Raw genomic sequence first — 16387 nt, 5'->3', positions numbered from 1 at the left:
GGGAGGTTGCCGGGGCCGTCGTCGTCCTGCGCGTGCAGGCGATGTGGCCGCGCGCGTCCTGTTCACGGTTTCCGTCCAGACCTGCTGCCCACGCCCAGATGCACCCGACGATGACCGAGCTCCAACGCCCCACCCTGACCCTTCCCGACAACGGCCAGCGCCTGTTGCTGCACTCGTGCTGTGCGCCATGCTCGGGCGAAGTGATGGAGGCGATCACCGCCTCCGGGATCGACTACGCGATCTTCTTCTACAACCCCAACATCCATCCGGTGAAGGAATACGAGCTGCGCAAGCAGGAGAACATCCGCTTCGCCGAACAGCACGGCATCCCCTTCATCGACTGCGACTACGACACCGACAACTGGTTCAGCCGTGCGCGTGGCATGGAGAACGAACCCGAGCGTGGCATCCGCTGCACCATGTGCTTCGACATGCGCTTCGAGCGCACCGCGCTGTACGCGCACGAGCACGGCTACGACACCATCAGCTCCTCGCTGGGCATCTCGCGCTGGAAGAACATGGCGCAGATCAACGACTGTGGTGTGCGCGCCGCCTCGCGCTACGAGGGCCTGCAATACTGGGACTACAACTGGCGCAAGGGCGGCGGTGCCAGCCGCATGATCGAGATCAGCAAGCGCGAGCAGTTCTACCAGCAGGAGTACTGTGGCTGCGTCTACTCGCTGCGCGATGCCAACCGCCATCGTCGCGAGAACGGCCGCGAGCGCATCAGGATCGGCCTGCTGTATTACGGGCAGGACAACGACACCGCCAGCGGCGATTGACGTGCGCGCGAGGGGCGGCCACGCTGGCCGCCCATCTTCCGTTGTGCTGGACCTGCCATGACCGCCCTGCCCGCTGATGTCGCCCTGCTGGTGATCGACCTGCAGCCGGACTTCATGCCCGGTGGCGCCCTCGCCTGCGAACAGGGCGATGCGCTGGTGGCACCGATCAACGCGCTGCTGGCCGAGCGCCGCTACCGCACCGTGGTGGCCACCCAGGACTGGCACCCGGCCAACCATGCCTCGTTCGCCAGCCAGCACCCGGGCCATCTGCCTTTTGAAGCCATCCTGCTGCATGCACAGCCGCAGACCCTGTGGCCGGACCACTGCGTGCAGGGCAGCACCGGCGCCGCCCTGCACCCCGGCGTGGACTGGACCGTGGCCGACCTGATCCTGCGCAAGGGCAGCCGCCAGCAGGTGGATTCCTACAGTGCCTTCCGCGAGAACCACGGCCCGGACGGCACGCGCCCGGCCACCGGGCTGGCCGGCTGGCTGCACGAACGCGGCATCCGCGAGGTGCACGTGTGCGGGCTGGCCCGCGACTACTGCGTGCTGTGGAGCGCGCAGGACGCGGTGAAGTCGGGTTTCCGGGTGAAATTCCTGTGGGAGCTGACCCGGCCGGTGACCGAGGCCAATGACGGCATGGTGCGCGAGGCCCTGGCGAAGGCGAGGATCGCGATCCTGTAGGCAGCGTGTCGCCTCTGCCGCTTGTGCGCCTGATTCGCCCCCTGCAGAATCGAGCCCATCCAGCCCTCCAAGTACGCCCCCCAACAGATCGCGGGACGGCCGAACCGAGGGCTTTTTCATTGGACGAAGCCAGGAGGGCAACGGTATGCCGACGGCAGTTCTCATTGATGGCGGCTATTTCATCAAACGCTTTCGCCGCATCGAGCCCCACAACGCCTACAACGCTCAACGCGCCGCCGAGGTCGCTCACCGATGGGCCATCGCCCATCTGAAGCATGCAAGTGGCGAGCGACGCGATCTCTATCGCATCTTCTTCTACGATTGCCCGCCGCTGTGCAAGAGGATACACAACCCGATTTCGGGGCTGTGCATCGACTACTCGCGATCCGACGAAGCACTGTTCAGATCCAGCCTGCACGAGGCGCTGAAGCAGAAGCGGAAGGTCGCCCTGCGTCTTGGCCACCTCACCGACTTCAGTTCGTGGACGACCGGATCGCGAACCTTCGACGACCTGCTCAAGGGCAAGCGGACCTTCGGCGATCTTCAAGCCGATGAGCTGCAACCGGATGTGCGACAGAAAGGCGCGGACATGCGCATCGGCATCGACATTTCCTCACTCGCCCTCAAGCGCCAGGTCCGCCAGATCATCCTGATGGCCGGCGATGCCGACTTCGTGCCCGCCGCGAAGCTCGCCCGGCGTGAAGGGGTCGATTTTGTATTGGATCCGATGTGGTCATCCATTCCCAAAGGGCTGATGGAACATATCGATGGCGTGCGCTCCACCTGTCCCAGGCCAGTCCAGCAGCAGCAGCGGGCGCATCGTGGCCAATTGCCGGGCGCCATCCCGGGCACTGCCCGCGTTACCTGAACACCACCGTGCGGTGCCCGTTGAGCAGGATGCGGTGCTCCACATGCCGGCGTACCGCCCGCGCCAGCACCTGCGATTCGGTATCGCTGCCCAGCCGTACCAGTTCGCGCGGGGTCATCGCGTGGTCCACGCGGGCCACGTCCTGTTCGATGATCGGGCCTTCGTCCAGGTCTTCGGTGACGTAGTGCGCGGTGGCGCCGATGATCTTGACCCCGCGCGCGTGCGCCTGGTGGTACGGCTGCGCGCCCTTGAAGCTGGGCAGGAAGCTGTGGTGGATGTTGATCGCCCTGCCCGCCAGCGCACGGCACAACGTGGGCGAGAGAATCTGCATGTAGCGCGCCAGCACCACCAGGTCGATGCGCTCGCGCTCGACCAGATCGATGATCTGCTGTTCCTGCGCCGCGCGCGTGTCGGCGTTCACCGGCAGGTGGTGGAACGGCACCTGGTAGGACGCTGCCAGTGCTGCGAAGTCGGCATGGTTGGAGGCCACCGCAGCGATGTCCACCTTCAACTGGCCGCTGTGGGCACGGAACAGCAGGTCGTTCAGGCAATGGCCCTGCTTGCTGACCAGCACCAGCAGGCGCGGCCGGCGGCGGCCATCATGCAGCTGCCAGTCCATGCCGAAGTCTGCGGCCAGTGCGGCCATCGCGGCGTGCACGGTGTCCAGCGGCAGGCCCGCATCGCGGTCGAAGTGCACGCGCAGGAAGAAGCGACCGCTCTCCTCATCGCCGAACTGCTGGGCGTCGAGGATGTTGCAGCCGTGGTCGAACAACAGGCCCGACACGCGGTAGACGATGCCGGTACGGTCGGGACAGGAGAGAGTGAGGATGGAATCGGGGCGCATCGCCGGAGTGTAGGCCAGCGCCGCTGCGCGGTGCACGATGGTCACCGATGCAACCGACTGCTTGGGACAGACCCAAGCGATACTTGGCCTTCCGCATGGCAAGCTGGTCGGTCATGAAATCGCCGAACTGCTGGGCGTCGAGGATGTTGCAGCCGTGGTCGAACAACAGGCCCGACACGCGGTAGACGATGCCGGTACGGTCGGGACAGGAGAGAGTGAGGATGGAATCGGGGCGCATCGCCGGAGTGTAGGCCAGCGCCGCTGCGCGGTGCACGATGGTCACCGATGCAACCGACTGCTTGGGACAGACCCAAGCGATACTTGGCCTTCCGCATGGCAAGCTGGTCGGTCATGAACCTGTTGCAGCTCATCCGCAGCTTCACCCGCACCGCAGAGACCGGCAGCATTGCCGCTGCGGCGCGCACCCTTGGCATCAGCGCCACCGCCGTGGGCCAGAACATCAACCGGCTGGAGGCCCACCTGGGCGTGCGGCTGCTGAACCGCAGTACGCGCCAGCTGGCGCTGAGCGAGGCCGGCACGGTGTATCTGGCGCAGGTGCGGCATATCGAAGCCGACCTGGCGCGCGCGCAGGCGATGGTGACCGCCGGCGACGTGGAGCCGGCCGGGCCCCTGCGCATCGCCAGCAGCAGCGCGTTCGGCCGGCACGTGCTGGCACCGCTGCTGCCCTCGCTGCAGCAGCGGTACCCGCAGCTGCAGCTGGAGCTGCGCCTGACCGATCGCGCCGTGCAGCACGGTGCCGAGGCGGTGGATGCCAGCATCCGCATCGGCGCGCAGCTGGAGGACGGGCTGGTGGCACGTCCACTGGCGCGCATCCCGTTCGTGTTCTGCGCCTCGCCGGCGTACCTGCAGGCGCACGGCACGCCGCTGCAACCGGCGCAGCTGGCCGCCCATCGCGGCCTGCTGCATCGCTTTCCCACCGATGGCCGGCCACTGCGCTGGGGCCTGCTGAAGGACGGCGAGCGGGTGGATGCCGCGCTGCCGCCGAGCATGGTCTGCGATGACATCGACGCGCTGGCCGAGCTGGCCGCCGCCGGTGCCGGCATCACCCGGCTGGCGGCGTTCGTGGCCGAGCCCTACCTGCGCGATGGTCGCCTGCAATGCGTGTTCGGTTGCGGCACCGACTGGCAGCCGGAACCGATGGACGTCTACTTCTGCGTGAGCGACCGCCGCGATTTCACCGCCAAGATCCGCGCGCTGTTCGAGCACCTGCAGGCCGGCCTGCCGCCGGCCTGGCAGGTGTAGTGCTCAGCGCGGGCTGAACACGCCGCGTGCGTCGCGCGGTTCGCAGCGCAGGTACTGCGGTGCCGGCACCACGCTGTCGCCCAGTGCAGCAGCGGCATGCCACGGCCAGCGCGGGTCGTACAGGATGCCGCGGGCCAGCGCGATGGCATCGGCCTGGTTGTGGCGCAGGATCGATTCGGCCTGCTCCGGCTCGGTGATCATGCCCACCGCGATCACCGGCATGCGCACCTTCTTGGCCTTGATCGCCGCCGCGAACGGCACCTGGTAGCCCGGGCCGACACTGATCTTCTGGCGCTCGTGCAGGCCGCCGCTGGACACATGCAGGAAATTGCAGCCGCGCGCGTCCAGCACCTGTGCCAGCGCCTCGCTCTGCACGATGTCCCAGCCGCCCTCGACCCAGTCGCTGGCGGAGATGCGCACGCCTACGGCGACCTTGTCCGACACTGCGGCACGCACCGCGTCGAACACTTCCACCAGCATCCGCAGGCGGTTCGGCAGCGAGCCACCGTAGCCATCGGTGCGGCGGTTGCTCAGCGGCGACAGGAACTGATGCAGCAGATAACCGTGCGCGGCGTGGATCTCGATCAGCTCGAAGCCCAGGCGCTCGGCGCGCACCGCACTGGCGGCGAAAGCGGCAACGACTTCGGCGATACCGGCCTCGTCCAGTTCCTGCGGTGCCGGATCGGCGGCATGGAACGGCAGCGGCGAGGGGGCCACGGTCGCCCAGCCCCGGGCATCATCGGCCGGCAGCTGGCCACCGCCGTCCCAGGGACGATTCACCGACGCCTTGCGGCCCGCATGGCCCAGCTGCACGCCCAGCGGCATCGGCGACCAGCGGCGCACGCTGGCCAGCACCTGCGCCAGGGCCGCTTCGGTGCCGTCATCCCACAGGCCCAGATCGGCCCAGCTGATGCGGCCGCGCGCTTCGACCGCGGTGGCCTCCAGGATCAGCAGGCCCGCGCCGGACTGCGCCAGGTTGCCCAGATGCATGGCGTGCCAGTCGCTGGCGCGGCCGTCTTCGGCGGAGTACTGGCACATCGGCGCGACGACGATGCGGTTGGACAGGGTCAGGGGGCCGAAGGAGATCGGCGAAAACAGCTGGCTCACGGCAGTGGGGGTGTACCAAAGGGGGTGCGTATTGCACCGCTGTGCGGCCGATAGATCAACCATGTGGGTGGATCGCTGTTTCGTGGGGGCGCGTTGTGGGTAGCGCCGGGCCACGCCCGGCGAGCGCACAGCGCGGCAGCCCGTTTCCGCCGGGCATGGCCCGGCGCTACCCGATGACGAACCCGGCCAGCGCCTCGGCGCAGTCGCGCTCGTCCTTGAACTGCAGCAGGTCGTCGGCACGGGTGCGGCCACGGTTCAGCGCGGCCACCGGCAGACCCGCCTTGGCCGCGGCCTGCACGAAGCGGAAGCCGGAATAGACCATCAGCGAGGAACCCACCACCAGTACTGCATCCGCCTGCTGCAGGTGCTCATGCACCGCAGCCACGCGTTCACGCGGCACGTTTTCGCCGAAGAACACCACGTCCGGCTTCAGCAGGCCACCGCAGTGCGGGCAGTCGGGCACCGCAAACGCGGAGAAGTCGGTTTCCAGATCGGCGTCGCCGTCCGGCGCGATACCGGCCTGCAGCAATTCCCAGCCGGGGTTGGCCTGCAGCAGCCGCTGCTGGAACGCCTCACGCTCGCTGCGGCGTTCGCAGCCCATGCAGCGCACCAGGTCCAGGCGGCCATGCAGGTCGATCACGTTCTGGCTGCCCGCGCGCTGGTGCAGGCCATCCACGTTCTGGGTCAGCAGCACCTGTAGCTTGCCGCTGTCCTCCAGTGCGGCCAGCGCCTGGTGGGTGCCGTTGGGCCGGGCCTGGCCGAAGCGCGGCCAGCCCAGCAGGCTGCGCGCCCAGTAGCGCTGGCGGGTGGCGGCCTCGCCCATGAAGGCCTGGTAGGTCACCGGCGGCGTGCGCTTCCACTGGCCATCGGCATCGCGGTAATCGGGGATGCCCGAGGCGGTGCTGCAGCCGGCGCCGGTCAGCACGAACAAGCGCTGGGCGCGGTCGATGAAGTCGGTGAGCGGCGGGGTCATGGCAGCCAGATGGGGGCGCACCGGCGCCCCCGCAAGCATCGGCTCAGGCCGCCGGCGCGCCGGGCAGCTGCGGCACGGTCACCGGGTGGCCATCGTCGCCCAGGGCGATCATCACGAAGTGGCCACGGGTGCACAGCTTGCGCTCGCCGCTGTGCAGGTCCTCGGCGATCAGCTCCACCTCGACCTTCATCGAGCTGCGGCCGACCTCGACGATGCGGCCGATCGTTTCCACCATCTGGCCGATGCGGATCGGCAGCTTGAAATCGACCTGGTCGCTGCGCGCGGTCACCACGGTGCGGCGCGAATAGCGGGCGGCGGCGAGGAAGGCGGCCTTGTCCATCCATGCCAAGGCCTGGCCACCGAACAGGGTGCCCATGTGGTTGGTGTGGTTGGGAAAGACGATTTCGGCCATGCGCACTTCGGTCGGCGGCACGGTCTCGGGGATGGGGGTCATGGGGGCGGTTCGGGTGTGGGGTGAGACGGATTTTAAGGCAGGTGGTGTGCAGGCGGCGCTACACTTCGGCACCCCCACTGCGTGAACCCACCATGCCCGCCACGTCCGACCTGCTGGCCTTCGCCCTTGTCTCGCTGGCCATGGTGCTGACGCCCGGGCCGAACATGATCTACGTGATCTCGCGCTCGATCTGCCAGGGCCGCATGGCCGGGCTGATCTCGCTGGGCGGGGTGGCGCTGGGCTTCGTGTTCTACATGCTGTGCGCGGCGCTGGGCATCACCGCGCTGCTGATGACCGTGCCGTTCGCCTACGATGCGCTGCGCATCGGCGGCGCGCTGTACCTGCTGTACCTGGCGTGGCAGGCGCTGAAGCCCGGCGGCCGCTCGCCGTTTGCGGTGCGTGACCTGCCGGTGGACGGCCCACGCAAGCTGTTCGCGATGGGTTTCCTGACCAACGTGCTGAACCCCAAGGTCGCGGTGATGTACCTGTCCCTGCTGCCGCAGTTCCTGCACCCGGACAGCCAGGGCAGCGTGCTGATGCAGTCGCTGGTGCTGGGCTCCACCCAGCTGCTGGTCAGCGTGAGCGTGAACGCGGTGATCGCGATAATGGCCGGAAGCATCGCCGGCTTCCTGTCTGCGCGCCCCACCTGGCAGGCGGTGCAACGGTGGTTCATGGGCACGGTGCTGGCCGGCCTGGCCGTGCGCATGGCGGTGGATGGGCGGCGGTAGCGGTAGGCCATGCCCGGCGGAATGCGCACGGCACCATGAATAACCTTCCGCGCTGCGCGCTCGCCGGGCGTGGCCCGGCGCTACCGTAAAAACGAAAAACCCCGGCGTTGGCCGGGGTTTTCGCGACAGGCCTGATCGGATCGATCAGAAGTTCATGTCGAAGGCGACTTCGCCCTTCACGCCCACCTGGTAGGCCGAGGCGCGGCGTTCGAAGAAGTTGGTCAGTTCCTGCACGTCCTGCAGTTCCATGAAGCTCAGCGGGTTGCGCACGTTGTACTTGCGCTCCATGCCCAGGCGATGGAAATGGTTGTCGGCGCAGTGCTGCAGGTACTGGCGCATGTCACGGGTGGAAATGCCTGCCACGCCACCGGACAGCACGTCCTCGGCGAACTGCACTTCGCACTCGATGGCCTCGGCCAGCATGTCATAGACATCCTGCTTCATCTTGTCGTCGAACAGGTCCGGCTCTTCCTCGCGGATCACGTCCACGCACTCGAAGGCGAACTCCATGTGCGCGCTTTCGTCGCGGAACACCCAGTTGGTGCCCGAAGCCAGGCCGTTGAGCAGGCCGCGCGAACGGAAGTAGTACACGTAGGCGAAGGCGGCGAAGAAGAACAGGCCTTCGATGCACGCCGCGAAGCAGATCTGGTTGAGCAGGAACTGGCGACGCTCTTCGCGGGTCTCGATGCGCTTCAGGTCCTGGATCGAATCGATCCACTTGAAGCAGAAATCGGCCTTCTTCTTGATCGAGTCGATGTTCTCCACCGCGGCGAAGGCTTTGACGCGCTCGTCAGGATCCGGCAGGTAGTTGTCCAGCAGGGTCAGGTAGAACTGCACGTGCAGCGCTTCTTCATACAGCTGGCGCGACAGGTACATGCGCGCTTCGGGTGCGTTCAAGTGCTGGTACAGGTTCAGCACCAGGTTGTTGGACACGATCGAATCGCCGGTGGCGAAGAAGGCGACCAGGCGGTGGATCAGGTGGCGCTCGCCCGGCGACATCTTGCTGTGCAGGTCGCTGATGTCGATCTGGAAGTTGATCTCTTCCACCGTCCAGGTGTTCTTGATCGCATTCCGGTACATGTCATAGAACTGCGGGTAGCGCATCGGGCGCAGGGTCAGTTCAAAACCGGGATCGAGCAGCATCTGCTTGGGCTTGTCGGCCATGGGTGTTTCCTTGTCTTCTCGGGTCAAAACGCCGGGCATGGCCCGGCGCTACCTTGGTATTTCCGTAGTCGGGCAGCAGTGCCGACCAACGGTCGGCACCCACCGCGCGTTAATCCACCGCGCGGTGTTACTGGCAGGCTTCGCAGGCTTCCGGGTTCTCCAGCGAGCAGGCGATGGCCTCCTCCGGGCTGAACACCTTTTCCGGCGCAACGCTGGCCGTGTGGCTGACGGTGGTCTTGGCGATCTTGGTGGCCGGACGCGAACGCAGGTAGTAGGTGGTCTTGATGCCCTGCTTCCAGGCGTACATGTACATGGAGGACATCGCGCCGATGCTCGGGCTTTCCATGAACAGGTTGAGCGAGGCGGACTGGTCGATGAAGGCACCACGGTCGGCGGCCATGTCGATCAGCGAACGCATCGGCAGTTCCCATGCGGTGCGGTAGACGTGGCGCAGCGTTTCCGGAATCTGGGTGATGGCCTGGATCGAACCGTCGGCCAGCTTGATTGCATCGCGCATTTCCGGGGTCCAGTGGCCCAGCTTCTTCAGCTCGTTCACCAGATAGCGGTTCACCTGCAGGAAGTCACCGGACAGGGTCTCGCGCTTGAACAGGTTGGACACCTGCGGTTCCACGCACTCGTAGCAGCCGGCGATGGAGGCGATGGTGGCGGTCGGGGCGATCGCGATCATCAGCGAGTTGCGCAGGCCGTGTTCCTTGATGCGTTCACGCAGGGCATCCCAGCGCGCGGCATCTTCCGGCACCACGTTCCAGGCATCGAACTGCAGCTCGCCGCTGGCCGCACGGGTGTCGGCGAAGGACGGGTGCTTGCCGCGCTCCTGGGCCAGTTCGACCGAGGTTTCCAGCGCGTGGAAGTAGATGGTCTCGGCAATCTTCTTCGACAGCGCGCGGGCTTCGGCGCCATCGAACGGCAGGCGCTTGCGGAAGAACACGTCCTGCAGGCCCATGCAGCCCAGGCCGACCGGGCGCCAGCGCAGGTTGCCGCGGCGCGCCGATTCGATCGGGTAGAAGTTCAGGTCGATCACGCGGTCCAGCTGGCGCACGGCCAGGCGCACGGTGTCGGCCAGCTTGTCGAAATCGAACTCGCCGTTGCCGTCGAAGTGGTTGCCCAGGTTGATCGAACCCAGGTTGCACACCGCGGTTTCTTCAGCCGAGGTGACTTCCAGGATCTCGGTGCACAGGTTGGACAGGTGGATCACGTTGCCGGCGCGCAGGGTCTGGTTGCTGGCGCGGTTGCACTTGTCCTTGAAGGTCATCCAGCCGTTGCCGGTCTCGGCCAGGGTGCGCATCATCCGCGAGTACAGCTTGCGCGCGGAGATGGTGCGGTTGGCCTTGCCCTGTGCTTCGGCCTGCAGGTAGGCGGCCTCGAAGGCTTCGCCGAACAGGTCGGTGAACTCGGGCACCACGCGCGGATCGAACAGCGACCATTCCTGGTCCGACTCGACACGCTTCATGAACAGGTCCGGGATCCAGTTGGCCAGGTTCAGGTTGTGCGCACGGCGCGATTCGTCGCCGGTGTTGTCACGCAGCTCGAGGAAGTCCTCGATGTCGGCGTGCCAGGTTTCCAGGTACACACAGGCCGCGCCCTTGCGCTTGCCGCCCTGGTTCACCGCAGCCACCGACGAATCCATGGTCTTCAGCCACGGCACGATGCCGTTGGAATGGCCGTTGGTCGACTTGATGAGCGAGCCACGCGAACGCACGCGGGTGTAGCTGACGCCGATGCCGCCGGAGAACTTCGACAGCTGGGCGATGTCGCCGTACTTGGAGTAGATCGATTCCAGCGAATCCTGCGGCGAGTCCAGCAGGAAGCACGAGGACAGCTGCTCGTGGGTGGTGCCGGAGTTGAACAGGGTCGGGCTGGACGGCAGGTAGTCCAGGTTGCCCATGCGCTTGTACAGCGCCAGGGTTTCCGGCACATCCTCGCTCAGCGCGCTGGCGATGCGCAGGAAGAACTGCTGCGGGGTCTCGATCACCTTGCGGGTGTGCGGGTGGCGCAGCAGGTAGCGGTCGTACAGGGTACGCAGGCCGAAGTAATCGAAGTTCAGGTCCAGCGAGCTGTCGATGGCATCGTTGAGCTTGCGTGCGTTGGTCTGCACGAAGTTCAGCAGGCGGTCGTTGATCAGGCCCACTTCGTGGCCACGACCCACCGACTGCGAGAACGCGTGGATTTCCTGGTTGGACACTTCCTTGGCGATGAAGTTGGCCAGCAGGCGCGCGGCCAAGCGGCCGTATTCGGGTTCTTCGCCGATCAGCAGCGCCGCGGTGCGGATGGACAGTTCGTCCAGCTCCTGGGTGGTGGCGCCGTTGTACAGGCCGGAAATGGTGCGGGTGGCCACACGCATCGGATCGACGGCGTGCAGGCCCTCGGAGGAACGCTGCACCGCGCGGACGATCTTGTTCAGATCCACCAGCTCGGTCGTGCCATTGCGCTTGGTCACACTCATCGCGTTGGACGTCGGCGGCGACGTCAACAGGAATTCGCTTTCCTTCTCGATGGTGGCGCTGGTCTCGGTGGTCACGGCGTGTGTCCTCTTGGCGTGATGGATGGTGGCTCGGAGCATCGGGTGACGCGGCCCGGGACATGACAGCCCAGGGTGGCAGACCGGTGTCGCAGGAATTGAGACCCTGCGCCTGTGGCTGCCGCTGGCAGTGCTGACCGGTGCCGCTGCGGGCATGGAGGGCGTATCACCGGAGGGTCCGGCGATCCATTCCATGGACCCGGCGGCTTGGGGTCCCCACAACCGACAGCCACAAGATAGTGGGGGTAGTTGGGTCCGTCAACGCCAAATGTAGTGAAATTCGGCAATCCCTTGCGCCGCAAGGATCGTGCCATCGGCGCCCGGTTTGGACGCTTTGGACCTGCTGGAACGGGCTGCGCAGTCAAGCCCGAAACACGTCATCGCGGTGGCAATCAGCGCCCCACCAGCGGAACGATGACAGCTTCACATGACAGGACCACGCAGGCGAGGGACAAGTCTGTGGATAGGTGGTGGGCAGACAGTGGGCAGCCGGTGGACGGGGCGGCATCAGGTAGTGCCGGCCGCTGGCCGGCAGCCCATGACCTGCGGAAGCATCGGGCGGATGCCGGCCGGCATCCGCCCCGGTTGTCACGCCCGGTGCGGGGTACCCAGGTACTCGGCGCTCTGCATTTCGATCAGGCGCGAGGCCGTACGCTCGAACGCGCCCTGCAGCCGGGTACCGGTGTACAGCTCGACCGGCGAGGTGCTGGCGGTGCAGACCAGGTTGACGTGGCGGTCGTACAGTTCGTCGATCAGATTGACGAAGCGGCGCGCGGCATCCTCGTTCAGGCGATCGAAGGCCGGAATGCCCCCCAGCAGCACGGTGTTGAACTCGTGCGCGATCTCGATGTAGTCCGACGGCCCGCGCGGGCCTTCGCACAGGGCGGCGAAGTCGAACCAGGCAATGCTCTTGCCGCGCGCGCGCACCGGAATCTTGCGGCTCTCGATTTCGATGTTGCCCGCCTTGGCCGGCTGGCCACCGCTCAACTCGCCCCAGCGCGTGGCCAGCCAGGTGTCACTGTCGGCGGCCAGCGGCGCGCGGTACACCGGCGAACGGGTCAGCGCGCGCATGCGGTAGTCCTCGGTGCCTTCGGCGTAAAGCTCCACGCAGTAGCGCTGCAGCAGGCCGATGGCCGGCATGAAGCTCTCGCGCTGCAGGCCGTTGAGGTACAGGTTTTCCACCGCCGTGTTGGAGGTGGTGACCAGGGTCACGCCCTCGGCGAACATCCGCTCCAGCAGGCGCGCCAGCAGCATGGCATCGCCGATGTCGGTGACGAAGAATTCGTCCAGCACCAGCACGCGCAGGTTGCTGCGCCATTCCTGGGCGATCTTCGCCAGCGGATCGCTCTGGCCCTGGTGCTCGCGCAGGCGCTCGTGGACGTTGCGCATGAACCGATGGAAGTGGGTGCGGTACTTCTGCTTGATCGGCAGGCCGTCGTAGAACAGGTCGACCAGGAAGGTCTTGCCGCGGCCGACGCCGCCCCAGAAGTACAGGCCCTTGACCGGCTCGGGTTTCTTCCAGAACGAGGACAGGCGGTCCAGCCAGCCGTCCTCGGCGCTGTCCACCAGGGCCAGATGGATCCGGTCCAGCTCGGCCAGGGCCGCATGCTGGGCCGGGTCGTTCTGCCAATCGCCGCGTTCCACCCCGGCCGCGTAGCGCTGCGTCGGGGTCAGTTCCGCCTCGCTCATGCCGCCGTGCCCAGCCAATGCTTGACGCCGTGGGTGAGCGCGCCGCGCAGGTCGATCAGCTTGCGGTGGAAGAAGTGGCTGGTTTCGGGCATGCGCACCAGTTCATGCGGGGCATCGAGGGTGTCCAGCCACTGGTACACGGCCTGCGGGTCGACGATTTCATCCTGCTCGCCCTGGATCACCAGCCAGCGGGCCGGCGGCGCGATGCCATCGAAGTCCCAACGGCCCGCCGGCGGCGCGATCGAGATCAGCGCTTCGGGCTGCAGCTCGGCGGCAGCCTTCAGCGAAACGAATGCGCCGAAGCTGAAACCGGCCAGCCACAGGCGGTCGTCCGGGCGCTGCTGGCGGACCCAGGCGGTGACGGCCTTGAGGTCCTCCTGCTCGCCCACGCCATGGTCGAATTCACCGGCAGAGCCGCCGACGCTGCGGAAGTTGAAGCGCACCGTGGCAATGCCCAGCTCGCGCAGGGTGGTGGCGGTCATGGTGACCACCTTGTTGTGCAGGGTGCCGCCTTCGGTGGACAGCGGATGGCAGACGATGGCCACGATCGGCTGCACCGGCACATCGGCCTTGGGCAGGTCGACGAGCACTTCCAGCGGGCCAACCGGGCCCTCCAGTGCAATGCAGGCGGTTTCGCCGGGGGCGACGGGGAACGAGGGCGTGTGCATGGCACCATGATAGCGTCCCCCGCCGCTGCCCTGTGCCCGCCCCATGCTCTACCTGTCCCTGGCCGTGATCTGCAGTGTGCTGGTTTCGGTGTTGTTGAAGCTGGCTGGCCGTCGCCAGCTGGACGTTGCGCAGATGGTGACCTGGAACTATCTGGTCGCCGCGACGATGACGGCGGTGGTGCTGCAGCCGCCACTGGACGCACTGCGCGGACCGCATGCACCGTGGCTGTCATTGCTGGCGCTGGCGGTGGTGCTGCCCTCGATCTTCCTGGTGCTGGGCCGCGCGGTGGCGGTGGCCGGCATCGTCCGCAGTGATGTGGCGCAGCGGTTGTCGCTGCTGCTGTCGCTGGCGGCGGCGTTCCTGTTCTTTGGCCAGAGCGCCAGTACGTGGAAGCTGGTGGGGCTGGGCCTGGGCCTGCTGGCGATGGTGGCCATCAGCCTGCGTCCGCGCGCCCCGGCAGTGGCCGCTTCCGCCGGCGGCTGGGGCTGGCTGCTGGGTGTGTGGGCCGGGTTCGCGGTGGTCGACGTGCTGCTCAAGCAGGTGGCGCTGTCGGGCACGCCGTCGATGGCGGCGGTGCTGGCCAGTTTCAGCGTGGCCTTCGTGCTGATGCTGGCGCTGCAGTTGTGGCGGCATTTCAGTGGGCGCAGCCGCCTGGCCTGGCGCAACCTGGGTGCGGGTGCACTGCTGGGCCTGCTCAACGGCGGCAACATTCTTTTCTATGTGCATGCGCACCAGTCGATGCCGGACAGCCCGGCCACCGTGTTCGCCGGCATGAACATCGGTGTGGTGGTGCTGGGTGCGCTGGTGGGTGTATTCGCCTTCGGCGAGGCGACTACGCGCTGGAACCGGGCCGGACTGGCGCTGGCGGTACTGGCGATCGGGTTGATCGCCTGGGGTAAGTGATGCCCGGGGTCAGAGCCCATTCCTGCGGGATGGGCTCTGACCCCGGCGAGGGCTTACTTGTCGAAGCCCAGCAGCAGCGGGTCGTGGTCGGAGCTGCGCCACGGGCCCTGCACGTTGCGGCCCTGGTAACCGCTGGCGTCCTGCTCGTCGGCATTGCTGTGCCACTCGGCGGCGCCGGCGAGGCGCTTGGCCATGGTCGGGCTGAGCAGCGCATGATCGAGGCGGCCGGTGTAGCCGTTGTAGACGTAGCTGTAGGGCTGTTCGACCTTGGCCACCTTGAAGGCATCCTGCCAGCCGAGGTCGTGCAGGGTGCGGATCGGATCTTCCATGGCGTAGGCGTTGAAATCGCCCATCAGCACCACGTCCTTCACCTTCAGGCGCGCGGCTTCGGCCTGCACCCAGGTGTTGAGCTGCCTGGCCGATTCCACGCGGGTGGCGTTCCAGCAGCCCTGCCCGTCATTGCGGTCGGCGTCGGCGCCGCTGGCATCGCGGCAGCCCTTGGACTTGAAGTGGTTGGCAACCACCATGAACGGCCCGCCCTTGCCCTGGAAGGCCTGTGCCAGCGGCGCACGGCTGTGTTCGACGAAGGGGCCGTCGAGCTTGGTCAGCGGCGTGCCGAGCGGCTTGAATTCGCTCTTGCGGTAGATGATGCCGACGCGGATCGGATTGCTGCCGGGGCCTTGGCCGGCATCGACGAACGCCCACTGTTTGTCTGCGGCGAGGCCGGCATTGAGCGCATCCACCAGTTCGGCGATGGCCGACTGCGGGCCGTAACCGTCGTTCTCCAGTTCCATCAGCGCGGCGATGTCGGCGCCCAGCGCGTTGACGGTGGCGACCAGCTTGCCGACCTGCGCCTTGTGCTCGTCCAGCGTGCGCGCGCCGCGCAGGGTCGGGAACCCACCGCCCTTGCCGTCACCATTGAAGAAATTCTCCAGGTTGAACGCAGCGATGTGCAGGCGGCCGGGTACGCTCGGCACGGCCGGGCGCTGCAGGTCCGGCAGCTTCAGTACACCATCCACCTGCAGGCTGGGCCGGCCCTGCGCGTCCACGCGCACGGTGCCTTCCACGTTTCGCAGCTGCATGCCGGTACGCAGCACCGGGTTGCCCGGCAGGTAGGCGACGCTGGCCGGATCACGCACATCGCTGCCATCGTCCAGCAGCAGGCGGCGGCGCTGGTTGTCGGCCATCACCTGTTCGATCCCGGCACTGCCGGGCGCGGCCACTTCGGTCGGCTGCCACAGGCGGCCATCGAAGGCGACGGTGAGCTGGCCGAAGCGTTCCAGGCCATCGGTGCCGGCCAGGGTGAGCGGCGCGGCGATGCGCACGTGCCGTCCATCCAGTGCACGCCAGTCGGCTGGCGCGGCGGCCAGGGTGACGGTGGCTGGGCTGCGTGGCGCAGGCGCCGAGGTCGGCGCAACCTGTGGCTGGGCCTGGGCGAAAGCGGATGCCGGCATCAGCAGGGACAGGGCAAGGGCGAGGGAACGGCGACGCATCGACAGACGACTCCACGGAAGAGGCGCACAGACTAACCCCGAAATGCGAAACCCCGCCTGCGCAGCGGGGTTCCGGCCTTGGTGGGCAAAGCTGGGGTGGTGCCGGCCGCTGGCCGGCAACCTCATGACCTTCATGCGATGCGTGGCTGCCGGCCAGCGGCCGGCACTACCAAAGATCATGAGGCTGCCGGCCAGCGGCCGGCACTACCAGCGGACGCGGCGGCGTC

Annotated in this window: 15 protein-coding genes and 1 pseudogene; 6 read left to right on the top strand and 10 right to left on the bottom strand. The window is 67.1% G+C overall.

Annotated elements, in window-relative coordinates; all coding sequences use genetic code 11:
• Positions 1–110 precede the first annotated feature (110 nt).
• From LC407_RS19245 to LC407_RS19235, 3 genes are all read left to right on the top strand, one after another.
• Positions 111–782 carry an epoxyqueuosine reductase QueH gene (locus LC407_RS19245; protein WP_025875757.1) on the top strand — a complete coding sequence of 224 codons (672 nt, stop codon included), beginning with the start codon at positions 111–113 and terminating at the stop codon, positions 780–782.
• 57 nt (positions 783–839) lie between these two features.
• Positions 840–1466 (top strand): bifunctional nicotinamidase/pyrazinamidase, encoded by a 627-nt coding sequence (pncA, locus tag LC407_RS19240; protein WP_032978166.1) that lies wholly within the window; start codon positions 840–842, stop codon positions 1464–1466.
• 145 nt (positions 1467–1611) lie between these two features.
• The gene (locus LC407_RS19235) at positions 1612–2334 is read left to right on the top strand and encodes an NYN domain-containing protein (protein ID WP_223483422.1); all 723 of its coding nucleotides are present in this window, start codon (positions 1612–1614) and stop codon (positions 2332–2334) included.
• On the opposite strand, the gene purU is transcribed toward LC407_RS19235, so the two are convergent.
• Together purU and LC407_RS19225 are read right to left on the bottom strand one after the other, a co-directional pair.
• Positions 2327–3178: a formyltetrahydrofolate deformylase gene (purU, locus tag LC407_RS19230; RefSeq protein WP_093820901.1), complete on the bottom strand. Its 852-nt coding sequence runs from the start codon at positions 3176–3178 to the stop codon at positions 2327–2329. The two genes, LC407_RS19235 and purU, sit on opposite strands and share 8 nt — an antisense overlap.
• Before the next feature lie 118 nt (positions 3179–3296).
• A pseudogene (locus LC407_RS19225) lies at positions 3297–3416 on the bottom strand (ACT domain-containing protein); the annotation flags it as partial.
• A gap of 113 nt (positions 3417–3529) precedes the next feature.
• Here LC407_RS19225 and LC407_RS19220 point away from each other — a divergent pair.
• Complete coding sequence (locus LC407_RS19220; RefSeq protein WP_025875767.1) at positions 3530–4441, top strand: LysR family transcriptional regulator; 912 nt, start codon at positions 3530–3532, stop codon at positions 4439–4441.
• 3 nt (positions 4442–4444) lie between these two features.
• Here LC407_RS19220 and LC407_RS19215 read toward each other — a convergent pair whose 3' ends face one another.
• The 3 genes from LC407_RS19215 to LC407_RS19205 all read right to left on the bottom strand — a co-directional run bounded on the left by LC407_RS19215 (position 4445) and on the right by LC407_RS19205 (position 6975).
• Positions 4445–5548, bottom strand: a complete 1104-nt coding sequence (locus tag LC407_RS19215; protein WP_105163262.1) for an NADH:flavin oxidoreductase/NADH oxidase — start codon at positions 5546–5548, stop codon at positions 4445–4447.
• Between the two features lie 166 nt (positions 5549–5714).
• Entirely contained in the window at positions 5715–6521 is an 807-nt protein-coding gene (locus LC407_RS19210) for an NAD-dependent protein deacetylase (RefSeq protein WP_025875771.1), read from the bottom strand.
• 43 nt (positions 6522–6564) lie between these two features.
• A complete protein-coding gene (locus tag LC407_RS19205) occupies positions 6565–6975 on the bottom strand; it encodes an acyl-CoA thioesterase (RefSeq protein WP_025875773.1) in 411 nt (136 codons plus the stop codon).
• A 92-nt stretch (positions 6976–7067) separates the two neighbouring features.
• Between LC407_RS19205 and LC407_RS19200 the strand changes: the two genes are divergently transcribed.
• A complete protein-coding gene (locus tag LC407_RS19200; protein WP_223483421.1) occupies positions 7068–7703 on the top strand; it encodes a LysE family translocator in 636 nt (211 codons plus the stop codon).
• 144 nt (positions 7704–7847) lie between these two features.
• Here the strand turns inward: LC407_RS19200 and LC407_RS19195 are convergent, their stop codons facing one another.
• From LC407_RS19195 to LC407_RS19180, 4 genes are all read right to left on the bottom strand, one after another.
• A complete protein-coding gene (locus LC407_RS19195) occupies positions 7848–8867 on the bottom strand; it encodes a ribonucleotide-diphosphate reductase subunit beta (protein ID WP_025875781.1) in 1020 nt (339 codons plus the stop codon).
• 127 nt (positions 8868–8994) lie between these two features.
• On the bottom strand, positions 8995–11406 hold the full coding sequence (locus LC407_RS19190; RefSeq protein ID WP_223483420.1) for a ribonucleoside-diphosphate reductase subunit alpha: 2412 nt from the start codon (positions 11404–11406) through the stop codon (positions 8995–8997).
• A gap of 588 nt (positions 11407–11994) precedes the next feature.
• Positions 11995–13095 (bottom strand): cell division protein ZapE, encoded by a 1101-nt coding sequence (zapE, locus tag LC407_RS19185; protein ID WP_099844649.1) that lies wholly within the window; start codon positions 13093–13095, stop codon positions 11995–11997.
• Positions 13092–13763 carry an alpha/beta fold hydrolase gene (locus LC407_RS19180; RefSeq protein WP_223483419.1) on the bottom strand — a complete coding sequence of 224 codons (672 nt, stop codon included), beginning with the start codon at positions 13761–13763 and terminating at the stop codon, positions 13092–13094. The genes zapE and LC407_RS19180 overlap by 4 nt, the downstream gene beginning before the upstream one ends.
• 43 nt (positions 13764–13806) lie before the next feature.
• On the opposite strand from LC407_RS19180, the gene LC407_RS19175 reads away from it, so the two are divergent.
• Complete coding sequence (locus LC407_RS19175) at positions 13807–14667, top strand: hypothetical protein (protein WP_059064010.1); 861 nt, start codon at positions 13807–13809, stop codon at positions 14665–14667.
• A gap of 53 nt (positions 14668–14720) precedes the next feature.
• Here the strand turns inward: LC407_RS19175 and LC407_RS19170 are convergent, their stop codons facing one another.
• Positions 14721–16160 (bottom strand): ExeM/NucH family extracellular endonuclease, encoded by a 1440-nt coding sequence (locus LC407_RS19170; protein ID WP_223483418.1) that lies wholly within the window; start codon positions 16158–16160, stop codon positions 14721–14723.
• Positions 16161–16387 lie beyond the last annotated feature (227 nt).

It is taken from the genome of Stenotrophomonas sp. OVS01A (assembly GCF_019969775.1).
Classification (GTDB): Bacteria; Pseudomonadota; Gammaproteobacteria; order Xanthomonadales; family Xanthomonadaceae; genus Stenotrophomonas; species Stenotrophomonas indicatrix.
The sequence above is the reverse complement of the archived record's forward strand: the minus strand, read 5'-3'. Positions and strand labels throughout refer to the sequence as shown.

Coding starts and splice junctions, on each gene's coding strand:
- LC407_RS19200 (WP_223483421.1), top strand. CDS start 7,068: ATGCCCGCCACGTCCGACCTGCTGGCCTTCGCCCTTGTCTCGCTGGCC.
- LC407_RS19180 (WP_223483419.1), bottom strand. CDS start 13,763: ATGCACACGCCCTCGTTCCCCGTCGCCCCCGGCGAAACCGCCTGCATT.
- LC407_RS19175 (WP_059064010.1), top strand. CDS start 13,807: ATGCTCTACCTGTCCCTGGCCGTGATCTGCAGTGTGCTGGTTTCGGTG.
- LC407_RS19170 (WP_223483418.1), bottom strand. CDS start 16,160: ATGCGTCGCCGTTCCCTCGCCCTTGCCCTGTCCCTGCTGATGCCGGCA.
- LC407_RS19195 (WP_025875781.1), bottom strand. CDS start 8,867: ATGGCCGACAAGCCCAAGCAGATGCTGCTCGATCCCGGTTTTGAACTG.
- LC407_RS19245 (WP_025875757.1), top strand. CDS start 111: ATGACCGAGCTCCAACGCCCCACCCTGACCCTTCCCGACAACGGCCAG.
- LC407_RS19220 (WP_025875767.1), top strand. CDS start 3,530: ATGAACCTGTTGCAGCTCATCCGCAGCTTCACCCGCACCGCAGAGACC.
- LC407_RS19205 (WP_025875773.1), bottom strand. CDS start 6,975: ATGACCCCCATCCCCGAGACCGTGCCGCCGACCGAAGTGCGCATGGCC.
- pncA (WP_032978166.1), top strand. CDS start 840: ATGACCGCCCTGCCCGCTGATGTCGCCCTGCTGGTGATCGACCTGCAG.
- purU (WP_093820901.1), bottom strand. CDS start 3,178: ATGCGCCCCGATTCCATCCTCACTCTCTCCTGTCCCGACCGTACCGGC.
- LC407_RS19210 (WP_025875771.1), bottom strand. CDS start 6,521: ATGACCCCGCCGCTCACCGACTTCATCGACCGCGCCCAGCGCTTGTTC.
- LC407_RS19235 (WP_223483422.1), top strand. CDS start 1,612: ATGCCGACGGCAGTTCTCATTGATGGCGGCTATTTCATCAAACGCTTT.
- zapE (WP_099844649.1), bottom strand. CDS start 13,095: ATGAGCGAGGCGGAACTGACCCCGACGCAGCGCTACGCGGCCGGGGTG.